The sequence below is a fragment of the uncultured Flavobacterium sp. genome, from assembly GCF_963974175.1.
In the GTDB taxonomy this organism is placed as follows: domain Bacteria; phylum Bacteroidota; class Bacteroidia; order Flavobacteriales; family Flavobacteriaceae; genus Flavobacterium.
The window spans coordinates 28,704-40,441 of sequence record NZ_CAXBBR010000011.1; the positions used below are offsets into that span (position 1 = coordinate 28,704).

Annotated in this window: 8 protein-coding genes; 4 read left to right on the forward strand and 4 right to left on the reverse strand. The window is 35.7% G+C overall.

The window, feature by feature from the left end; genetic code table 11:
* Nucleotides 1–3: 3 nt before the first annotated feature.
* From fusA to rpsL, 3 genes are all read right to left on the reverse strand, one after another.
* Nucleotides 4–2,160 carry an elongation factor G gene (gene fusA, locus AAC069_RS14925; RefSeq protein WP_091091581.1) on the reverse strand — a complete coding sequence of 719 codons (2,157 nt, stop codon included), beginning with the start codon at nucleotides 2,158–2,160 and terminating at the stop codon, nucleotides 4–6.
* 10 nt (nucleotides 2,161–2,170) lie between these two features.
* Complete coding sequence (rpsG, locus tag AAC069_RS14930; RefSeq protein WP_091091578.1) at nucleotides 2,171–2,647, reverse strand: 30S ribosomal protein S7; 477 nt, start codon at nucleotides 2,645–2,647, stop codon at nucleotides 2,171–2,173.
* A 73-nt stretch (nucleotides 2,648–2,720) separates the two neighbouring features.
* Nucleotides 2,721–3,104, reverse strand: a complete 384-nt coding sequence (gene rpsL / locus AAC069_RS14935) for a 30S ribosomal protein S12 (protein ID WP_022828353.1) — start codon at nucleotides 3,102–3,104, stop codon at nucleotides 2,721–2,723.
* A 274-nt stretch (nucleotides 3,105–3,378) separates the two neighbouring features.
* Here rpsL and AAC069_RS14940 point away from each other — a divergent pair, with 274 nt between their 5' ends.
* From AAC069_RS14940 to rlmB, 4 genes are all read left to right on the forward strand, one after another.
* Nucleotides 3,379–5,079, forward strand: a complete 1,701-nt coding sequence (locus AAC069_RS14940) for a hypothetical protein (RefSeq protein ID WP_339921234.1) — start codon at nucleotides 3,379–3,381, stop codon at nucleotides 5,077–5,079.
* 85 nt (nucleotides 5,080–5,164) lie between these two features.
* Nucleotides 5,165–8,422 carry a SusC/RagA family TonB-linked outer membrane protein gene (locus AAC069_RS14945; protein ID WP_339921235.1) on the forward strand — a complete coding sequence of 1,086 codons (3,258 nt, stop codon included), beginning with the start codon at nucleotides 5,165–5,167 and terminating at the stop codon, nucleotides 8,420–8,422.
* Nucleotides 8,423–8,433: 11 nt separating this feature from the next.
* Nucleotides 8,434–9,879 (forward strand): SusD/RagB family nutrient-binding outer membrane lipoprotein, encoded by a 1,446-nt coding sequence (locus AAC069_RS14950; protein ID WP_339921236.1) that lies wholly within the window; start codon nucleotides 8,434–8,436, stop codon nucleotides 9,877–9,879.
* 308 nt (nucleotides 9,880–10,187) lie between these two features.
* The gene (gene rlmB / locus AAC069_RS14955; RefSeq protein ID WP_339921237.1) at nucleotides 10,188–10,922 is read left to right on the forward strand and encodes a 23S rRNA (guanosine(2251)-2'-O)-methyltransferase RlmB; all 735 of its coding nucleotides are present in this window, start codon (nucleotides 10,188–10,190) and stop codon (nucleotides 10,920–10,922) included.
* Between the two features lie 35 nt (nucleotides 10,923–10,957).
* On the opposite strand, the gene AAC069_RS14960 is transcribed toward rlmB, so the two are convergent.
* Nucleotides 10,958–11,734: a rhomboid family intramembrane serine protease gene (locus AAC069_RS14960; protein ID WP_339921238.1), complete on the reverse strand. Its 777-nt coding sequence runs from the start codon at nucleotides 11,732–11,734 to the stop codon at nucleotides 10,958–10,960.
* Nucleotides 11,735–11,738: the final 4 nt, after the last annotated feature.

Below are 11,738 nucleotides of genomic sequence, written 5' to 3' on the forward strand. Positions count from 1 at the left end.
AGATTAAGCGTTTCCTTTTGCTTTTTTGATTACTGCTTCTGAAATATTAGAAGGAGTTTCCGCGTAATGTGAAAATTCCATAGTAGATGTTGCTCTACCAGATGATAATGTTCTTAATGTCGTAACATAACCAAACATTTCTGATAATGGCACATCAGCCTTAATAGTTTTAGCACCAGCTCTATCACCCATATCATTAACCTGACCTCTACGACGGTTGATATCACCTACGATATCTCCCATGTTTTCTTCTGGTGTAATAACTTCCATTTTCATGATTGGCTCAAGAATAACAGCACCAGCAGCCTTAGCAACTTCTCTATACCCCATTCTTGCAGCTAACTCAAAAGAGAGCGCATCAGAATCGACAGGGTGAAAAGATCCGTCAGTTAAAGTTACTTTTAAACTATCCACTTGATAACCAGCCAAAGGACCAGTTTTCATAGCTTCTCTAAAACCTTTTTCTACAGAAGGAATATATTCCTTAGGTACGTTACCACCTTTCACAGCGTTAACAAACTGTAAACCAACAGGAACTTTACCGTCAACTTCATCAGCTGGCTCAAGTTTAAATACGATATCACCGAATTTACCACGACCTCCTGATTGTTTCTTGTATGTTTCTCTATGAATAGCAGTCTTTGTAAAAGCTTCCTTGTATTCAACTTGAGGCTCACCTTGGTTCACTTCAACTTTGAATTCACGACGCATTCTATCAACTAAGATATCTAAGTGAAGCTCACCCATACCTGAGATAATAGTTTGCCCTGAAGCCTCATCTGTTCTAACTGTAAACGTTGGATCCTCTTCAGCTAATTTAGCCAAAGCCATACCCATTTTATCTACGTCAGCCTTAGTTTTAGGCTCAATTGCAATACCAATTACCGGTGCAGGGAATTTCATTGACTCAAGAATAATTGGGTGTTTTTCATCACACAATGTATCTCCAGTTTTAATATCTTTAAATCCTACTGCTGCTCCAATATCACCTGCTTCGATATAATCGATTGGGTTTTGCTTGTTAGCATGCATTTGGTATATTCTTGAGATTCTTTCTTTATTTCCTGAACGTGTGTTCAATACATAAGAACCCGCATCTAAACGTCCTGAATAAGCACGGAAGAAAGCCAAACGACCTACGAAAGGATCAGTAGCAATCTTAAATGCTAAAGCAGCGAATGGCTCTTTAACATCTGGCTTACGCAATATTTTAGTTTGATCTTCTTCTAATAATTCAGCATCATCGGGATGAATCCCTTCGATACCATCTTTATCCATTGGAGAAGGTAAGTATTTACAAACTGCATCCAACATAAATTGAACACCTTTGTTTTTAAAAGAAGAACCAGCAATCATCGGGATGATAGCCATGTCCATAACAGCTGCTCTTAATGCAATGTTGATTTCTTCCTCTGTAATAGAGTTTTCATCTTCCATGAATTTTTCAAGCAAATTCTCATCATAATCAGCTACTGCTTCAATAAGAATCGATCTGTATTCCTTAACTTCTTCAAGCATATCTTCAGGAATAGGCACAATATCATAAGTTGCTCCTAAACCTTCTTCATGCCATACAATAGCTTGGTTTTTCACCAAATCCACAACACCTCTGAAATCATTCTCTTCACCAATTGGCAAAGTGATCGCAACTGCGTTTGATTTTAACATATCTCTTACTTGTTGACATACCATCAAAAAGTTAGATCCTTGTCTATCCATTTTATTAACAAAACCAATACGAGGAACTCTATATTGATCCGCTAATCTCCAGTTAGTTTCTGATTGAGGCTCAACACCATCAACAGCACTAAACAAGAAAACTAAACCATCCAATACACGTAATGAACGATTCACCTCTACGGTAAAATCAACGTGTCCTGGAGTATCAATAATATTAAAGTGGTAAGGTAACGTCTCCGGTAACGGCTTTCCTTGTGTAGTTGGAAAATTCCACTCACAAGTTGTAGCAGCAGAAGTAATTGTAATACCTCTTTCTTGCTCTTGAGCCATCCAGTCCATTGTTGCAGCACCATCGTGTACTTCACCAATTTTGTGTGATTTACCAGTATAAAAAAGAATACGCTCTGTTGTTGTTGTTTTACCAGCATCAATGTGAGCAGCAATTCCTATATTTCTTGTATATTTTAAGTCTCTAGCCATTTCTTATGAATTAAAATCTAAAGTGAGAGAACGCTTTATTAGCTTCTGCCATTTTGTGAGTATCCATTCTTTTCTTAACAGCAGCTCCTTCTTCTTTAGCCGCAGCTAAACATTCTGAAGCTAACCTTTGAGCCATCGATTTTTCATTTCTTCTTCTTGCATAAAGTATTAACCACTTCATTGCCATAGAAATTTTTCTGTCTGGTCTAATTTGCATTGGAATTTGAAATGTAGCTCCACCAACTCTACGACTACGTACTTCTACGTGAGGCATAACGTTTGCTAAAGCATCTTTCCAAATATCTAATGATGGTTTTTCTGCATCTTGCTTTTTAGCCTCTATAATGTCAATTGCATCATAAAATACTTTAAAAGCTGTTGATTTCTTACCGTCCCACATTAAGTTGTTCACAAAACGTGTTACCAATTGGTCGTTAAACCTTGGATCTGGTAAAAGTGGTCTTTTCTTTGCCGCTCTTTTTCTCATGTCTTTTTTTTAATAAAATGCTACACCTATACCAGCACGAAAAATCGTGTCACTACAAGAATAACGTTTTAAATTACTTTTTTGCTTCTTTTGGGCGTTTTGCTCCGTACTTAGATCTTCTTTGCGTTCTTCCTGCTACTCCTGACGTATCAAGTGCACCACGAACGATGTGATATCTAACTCCTGGCAAATCTTTTACCCTTCCACCCCTAACTAATACTATCGAGTGCTCTTGTAAATTGTGTCCTTCACCAGGGATGTATGCATTTACTTCATTACCATTTGTCAAACGTACACGCGCTACTTTACGCATTGCAGAGTTTGGTTTTTTTGGTGTTGTAGTGTAAACACGCGTACAAACCCCTCTTCTTTGAGGACAAGAATCTAAAGCAACCGATTTACTCTTCTTAGTCATCTGAGTTCTTCCTGTTCTTACTAATTGTTGAATTGTTGGCATAATTAATACTAAAAATTTATTATGTATATTTAATTCCCGCTTTTTACGGGGTTGCAAATGTATGAAATCTTTTTCACTCTGCAAACGTTAATTCATTAAATTTAATTTCAAGTAAACATTTGTCATTTAACGCTATAAAGAATCTCGCTTATCCACGATGAAGCAAGAACGCACTGCTCATTTTGAAGCTATTTCACCTACACTCACTGCGCAATTTGATTTTTACTACAAACCTTCGATATTTGCACTACTTTTATAAAAACTTAGAAATAAATTGAAATATTCCCTACTTCTTATTTTACTACTGACTTTTAGCATAAATTGCTACGCTCAAAACTTTGAACTGCAATTAAAAGCAAACTCCTTATTAGAAAGTAAAATAATTGACTCTTTAAACTACATTTCCAAGCACAAAAATATAAAATCAATAACCAACGAAATCGAGGCCACCTCTCAGAAACTTTCAAAACTAGGATACATTGAAAACAGAGTAATAGAACAACTCACACAAAATGACTCTACCTATATAACATGGTTTAGCTTAGGAGTTAAAATAGAACTCCTACATATATATGTAAGAACTGATCCGATAATCACTAAACTACTAACACCCGCCCCAACACAAGACAGCATTTTTCTACCATATACCGATGTTGAACGCTTTTTAAACGAAAACACCGCTGCCCTAGAAAGAAAAGGCTATTCACTCGCTAAACTTAAACTAACAAATATTCACCAGAAAAGCAATACCCTCTTTACTGATCTACAATTCGAATCAGAAAAAGCACGACAATTAAACGCTATTGTTATTAAACACAAGAATAAGGAACAAAACAAGAACTTCCCCGCTGGCTATCTAACACAAATCAATCGCAAATACAGAAACAAAACCTTTAACCAAGACATCGTAACTAAAATCTACAATGAATTTCAAAAATTTAGTTTTGTATCTCAAACAAAATATCCCGAAATTCTATTTACAAAAGACTCTACTAAAGTTTACCTGTATCTAGACAACAAAAAATCAAACACTTTTGATGGATACTTGGGATTCAGCAATAATGAGAATAAAAAAATAACCCTCAATGGGTACCTCGACATAACTTTAGAAAACACCTTACAAGTAGGTGAAAAATTTTCACTCTACTGGAAAACCGACGGTAACAAGCAAAGAATTTTCAACACCTCCTTAGAACTACCCTACTTATTCAAAACTCCGATTGGACTAAAAGCACAATTAAACATTTTCAAACAAGACAGCCTTTTTCAAAACACTAAAACCGAAATCGCCATCAGCTATATTGCCGATCATAATACCCGCACCTATATAGGGTATCAATCAACTACATCTAGCGACATACAAAACTCCAATAGCTCAATCATCGCAGATTTTAACAATAAATTTACAACCGCTACTATAGACTATTCAAAATTAGAAAATGGCAATACACTTTTTTACAAAAAGTCCGCCCTCTTCTTTAAAACAGGACTAGGAAAGAGAGAATTAAATAATCAAACAGAATCCAGCGAAAAACAAAAGCAATTCTTCATCGAGCTAGAGGCTATGCACAACTTCTATTTGAACTCGAAACATACTATTAACCTAAAAACTCAGAATTATTATTTACAAAGCTCAAACTACCTAAACAATGAATTACACCGCTTTGGCGGCGTAAATTCCATCAGAGGATTTATAGAAAATAGCTTGTCAGCAAACTTAATGACCGCTATCATAACAGAGTACCGCTACATCGTTTCCCCTAGCGTCTACTTTCACACAATCCTAGACTACTGCTGGCTTCAGGACACTACAACACCGAAAAAAACAACAAATTTATTAGGTCTCGGAATAGGGTTTGGCGTACAAACACCTAGCGGAATACTAAAAATATCAATAGCAAATGGAGGCGTTCAAAGTCAAAAAATAAATTTTTATAACACAATCATCCATATAAGTTACAATGTTAAATTTTAGATGCGCGCATAAAAAAGCTTTTCTTTTATTAGGAATGTTAACAAATTATTAAGAGTTTTGTGTCACTAATTCAAAATAATTAAAAATGAAACTAAAGTTCAATGGAATCTTAGTACTACTTGTAGTACTGATGGCGCAACTAACTTTTGCGCAAGAGAGAACCGTGACAGGTGTTGTTTCCGATGATGCAGGAATGCCTATACCAGGTGTAAGTGTATTAGTTAAAGGAACTAAATCTGGCGCACAAACTGATTTTGACGGGAAATATGCAATTAAAGCTGCTCCAAGTCAAATTTTACTTTTTAGCTACATTGGGATGAAAACCCAATCACTTGCTGCTAGTTCAACGGTTGTAAATGTTACAATGATTGGAACTGCAGTAGAACTTGAAGGAGTTGTAGTAACTGCTTTAGGTATTAAAAGAGAGAAAAAAGCACTTGGATACGCAACACAACAAGTTAGTGGTGACGAAGTATCTGATGTAAAAAGCTCGAATTTTGTAAACTCACTTTCTGGTAAAATTGCTGGTTTAGACATTAAAACATCGGGAAATTTCGGTGGGTCTACTCAAGTGGTTATTAGAGGTAACAACTCAATCGCTGGTAATAACCAAGCTTTATTTGTTGTTGATGGAGTGCCAATAGACAACGGTAACTCTAACGGTGCATCTCAACAATCTGGTAGAGGTGGTTATGACTACGGTAATGCCGCGTCTGATATCAATCCAGATGACATTGAGTCTATTAACGTTCTAAAAGGAGCTGCTGCAACCGCACTATACGGTTCTCGTGCTTCTAATGGTGTAGTTATGATTGTCCTTAAAAAAGGAAGAAGCCGTAAAGGTCTAGGTGTAACTATATCTTCTAGTTTAACTTTAGGAAATGCTGACAAAGAAACTTTACCTAAGTATCAAAACAAATACGGAGCAGGTTATGGTCCTTATTATGATTCTGCTGATGGTTACTTTAACTTAGCTGATATCAACGGAGATGGTATTGATGATTTAACAACTCCATTTACTGAAGATGCTTCTTACGGAGCTGCATTCGACCCAAGTTTATTGGTTTACCAATGGAACTCAATTTACCCACAATTAACTGAAACTTTTGGAAAAGCAACTCCATGGGTAGCTGGTAAAAACAATCCAAACTCAGTTTGGGGTACAAGTAGTACTGCTGTTAACTCTGTTTCATTAGATGGTGGTACAGACAAGAGCTCATTTAGATTAGGTTTTACTAACTTATTAGCTGAAGGTAACTTACCAAACAGTAATATTAAAAGAAACACAATCACTTTTTCTGGATCACAAGATCTTTCTGATAAATTAACTGCTTCTGCTAGCTTCAACTTTATAAAAGCTGACGGTAAAGGTAGAAACGGTACTGGTTATTCTGCTGGTAACGTTATGCAACAATTTAGACAATGGAATCAAATGAACGTTGATTTTGGAGCGCAAAAAGATGCTTACTTCCTTACAGGAGATAACATCACATGGAACCCTAATGGTCCAAGCAACCTAAAACCTATCTATTCAGACAATCCATACTGGACTTTCTACGAAAACTACGAGACTGATACAAGATCAAGATATTTTGGTAATGTTGCATTAGACAACAAAATTACTGATTGGTTAAGTGCTATGGTACGTTTCTCTTTTGACACATACAGTGAATTACAGGAAGAAAGAATCAATGTTGGAAGTTCTGATGTATCTTCATACTACAGACGTAACAGTAATGTTTCTGAATATAATTATGATGCAATGTTAAATTTCAATAAAGATTTAACTGAAAAATTAAACTTAGAAGGAAACATTGGTTTCAACTTAAGAAACAATGTAAGAAACAGTATCTCTGCTCAAACTAATGGTGGATTAAACTTAAGAAGTTTATATTCTCTTTCAAATAGTGTAACACCTATCAATGCTCCATTAGAATATGATTCAAGCAGCATGGTTGACGGTGAATATATTAGAGCAAGTTTAGGATATGATGGTTTTGCTTTCTTAGAAGGATCATACAGATCTGACCGTTCTTCTACATTACCAAAAGCTAACAACAGATTTGATTATTTCTCAGTATCTGGAAGTTTAGTTTTCTCTCAACTAGTTGACGCTCCATGGTTATCATTTGGTAAAGTAAGAGCAAATTACGCTGAAGTTGGTAGTGCTACAGATCCTTACAATGTATTTAATACATTCAATATTGGAACTCCATTTAACGGAACTGGAATCGCATCGAATCCTGGTGCTCAAGCTAACTTGAATCTTTTACCTGAGAGACAAGAAAGTTATGAACTTGGACTAGAAATGTCTTTCTTAAATAGACGTGTTGGTTTTGACGTATCATATTACAACAATCAAAACATCAACCAAATTACAGCTATTCCATTATCTACTTCAACTGGATACTCTCAAGCTTTATTAAATGCTGGAACTATCGAAAACAAAGGTATTGAAGTACAATTTAATGCTACTCCATTTAAAACTACTGATTTCAAATGGGATTTAAACTTAAACTGGACACAAAACAAAAGTTTAGTTGTTGAATTATTAAACGGAATTGAAAACTTGCAATTAGCTAGTTTACAAGGTGGAATTTCAATCAATGCAACTCCAGGACAACCTTACGGAACAATAAGAGGTAGTGATTTTATTTACGCTGACAATGGTCAACCTATTATCAACCAAACAGGTTCTGCAAGTAGAATTGGTACATACCAAAGAACAGGTTCTAGTAACAATGTAATTGGTGATATCAATGCTGACTGGAAAGCTGGTCTTAACAACAGCTTTACTTACAAAAACTTAAATTTAAGTTTCTTACTTGACATGCAAAAAGGTGGAGATGTTTTCTCTCTTGACACATGGTATGGTTACGCTACAGGGATGTATGATTTCTCTGCTGCAAATAACGAACTAGGAAACCCAGTAAGAGATATCGTTACAGGTACTCCTGGTAACTACGGTGCTAATTCAGGTGGTGTTATCTTACCTGGTGTTGCTCCTGATGGAACAACAAATACAGTAAGAGCTAATGCTAACATCTATGCAAACGCATGGGGTTACGCAAGAGCTCCTAATAAACTGCATGTTTACGATGCTGGATATATTAAATTGCGTGAAGCAAGTTTAACTTATAACTTTGGTGCTAAAACATTAGACAGATTACCTTTCACTACTGCTTCCCTTTCAATCATCGGAAGAAACTTATGGATTATCGACAAAAACACTCCATATTCAGATCCTGAAGCTGGTTTAAGTTCTGGAAACGTTCAAGGTTACCAATCTGGTGCTTACCCTTCTATTAGAGAAATTGGAGCAAGTCTTAAATTACAGTTTTAAAAAAAAAAATTATGAAAAAAATAATATTAACAGCGTTATCTATTCTAGCATTAGTATCGTGTCAATCTAATGACGCATACGAAGACTTAAATAGAGATCCCAAGAATCCAACTAAGGTTGATGCATCGTTTTTATACAACAATGCTACCAAAAGTTTAGTTGATCAAATGACAAGTACCAATGTAAACACTAACATCTTTAGAATGTTAGGACAACACTGGACTGAAACAACGTATGTAGATGAAGCAAATTATGACTTCAATACACGTAACATCACGAATGCACACTGGTCTGAAATGTACAGAGATGTGATTCTAGATTTATCTACTGCAAAAACTAATACTGAAGCAACTGCTATCAGCCCTAGTTTTACTCAAGCAACTAAAGATTCAAGACTTGCTCAAATCGAAATTTTAAGTGTTTATGCTTGGGCTAACTTAGTTGAGACTTTTGGAGATATTCCTTATTCTCAATCATTAAACCCAGGTACTTATGTTTTACCTGTTTATGATGATGCAGCTACTATTTACTCTGACCTACTTACACGTTTAAATGCTGCAATTCCAAATCTAACTAATACTGGTTTTGGTGCTTCAGATCCAATTTATGCTGGAAACCCAGCTTCTTGGAAAAAGTTTGGTAATTCATTGAAATTGAGAATGGGTATCCGTATCGTAGACGTTCCAGCAATGTCAGCTAAAGCACAATCAGCAATTACAACTGCTGTTAGTGGTGGAGTATTTAGTTCAAATGCAGACAATGCAGCTTTGAAATACGAAAGCGCTTCTCCTAATACTAATCCAGTATGGGTTGACTTAGTACAATCTGGAAGATCTGATTTCGTTATAGCTAACACTTTAGTTGACTTCATGAATAACCTTAGTGATCCAAGAAGATCAGTTTACTTTGATCAAAATCTAGGTACAGGAGTTTACAAAGGTGGACCTTACGGTGAAAACAATAGCTTTACATCTTACACTCACGTAAGTAGCACCGTTATTGACCCTACAAATCCAGCATCTTTATTAGACTACGCAGAAGTAAACTTCTATTTAGCAGATGCAGCTGAACGTTCTATTTCAGGAACTCCAGTTTCAGCAGCAGGTTTTTACAATAAAGGTATTACAGCTTCATTTGAACAATGGGGAGCTACAGGTGTAGCAGCTTACTTACTTAATCCTAACGTAGCTTATGCTACAGCACCAGGAACATGGAAAGTAAAAATTGGTAACCAACTTTGGTTAGCAATGTACAACAGAGGTTTTGAAGCATGGACTGCTTGGAGAACTTATGACATGCCAGGTTTCAACCTACCTGCTGTATCTGGACTACCTGTTCCTACAAGATATACATATCCTATTAGCGAACAAAACTTAAATAAAACTAACTATACTGCTGCTTCTACAGCAATAGGTGGTGATAAACAAACAACAAAACTTTTCTGGGATAAAAACTAAGAAACTATTGTTAGATTACAATCTATTAAAGGCTACCCAATGGGTAGCCTTTTTTATTGTGAAATCTCAACAAAATATAATATCAAATTAATATCACCTGAATAAAAAAACATAGCTTTCTTTCTTCAAATATTACTTAACTAATAACTTGCGAATAGTGTTCATTCCATTATCCGATATTCCTGTATGGCAACTACAATCCATGATCCTCAGTAGCTACGACCACAAAAACCGAACAACATAATCCGATTAAATATTATTAAAATTTCCATTCAAAAACTCGTGCTTTTTTTTTATATCTTTGCGCCATGGAAAAAGAACATCAAATATTTGGGATTAGAGCAATAATCGAAGCTATTCAAGCAGGTACTACAGTAGACAAAGTCTATATTCAGAAAGAAGCGAGCAGCGAATTAATGAAAGACTTAATGAAAGTGATGAAGCGTGCCAATGTAAACTTCTCTTATGTTCCTGTAGAAAAATTAAACAGATTAACGCCTAACAACCACCAAGGTGCTGTAGCAAGCATCTCTCCTATTTCCTTTTTTGATTTAGAGACCTTGATTGATACAGTGGTTGAAAACGGAAAAAAACCATTATTTCTTATACTCGATCAGATTTCTGATGCACGTAATTTTGGTGCAATCATCAGAACTGCTGAATGTACTGGGGTAAATGGTATTATAGTACAAAAAGCAGGCTCAGCACCCGTAAATGGAGATACCGTAAAAACTTCAGCAGGAGCTGTATTTAATATTCCTATTTGTAAAGTAGAACACATAAAAGACGCTATCTTTCTTTTGCAAGCGAGCGGAATTAAAACTATTGCTGCAACTGAAAAGACAGACACTACTATTTATAACGTTTCCTTAAACGAGCCCGTAGCAATTATAATGGGATCTGAAGATCGTGGCGTAAACCCATCAGTATTGAAGATCGTAGACGAAAAAGCTAAACTACCTATGTTTGGAACCATTGGATCTTTAAATGTATCCGTTGCTTGTGGTGCTTTTTTATACGAAGTACTAAGACAAAGAAGCTAACCTTATTAAAGGAAATTCTAGATAAAAAAAATGAATTAAGACTCCGGTTTTGATTCATTTTTTTTATTTTCAACAATCTCATAATCCACCGCTACATTTGAAGTAAAATAACCTAACACTACTTCAGGCTCCTCCTCTTCTTGTACTATTGGACTATTCACAAAATTCCCTTTCTCGTCAAAACGCTGCATAAATCTATCATCGGATGGATCATAATCAGGCTGTTCCCAATCGTATTTGACTGGTTTTTTATACTCTGGTGTCTTGTAAACGAAAGAAAGCACAAAACCAGTAATCAAACCTGCCAAATGCCCTTCCCAGGAAATGGTGTCATCCACCTTTGGAAAAACATACCAAAGTATTCCTCCATACATTATTATCACAGCCAGGGACAAAGCAACTAAACGATAATATCTGGTCAATATTCCTTTAAAAAAGATAAAGGCGACTAGAACATAGATCAACCCACTGGCACCAATATGATAGTTTGACCTCCCAATTAACCAAGTCAAAATCCCAGAAAACAAAATTCCATATCCAATAACCGCATACGATTGCTTTGCATAAAAAAACTGTAAAGCGGCCAGTAAAACTAGCAAAGGCATCGAATTATTATAAAGATGATTTAAATCTGAGTGAATGAAAGGACTAAAAAAGACTCCTTGTAAACCAGAGAATGTACGAGGATAAATTCCGTTTCTATCAAAATCAAATCCAAATCGAATTTCCATCCAATAGATAAACCAAAGGAACAACACGAAAAAAAGTGGCACTCCTACAACAGCATTGGTAAACTTAAAATGATTATCCATCTTG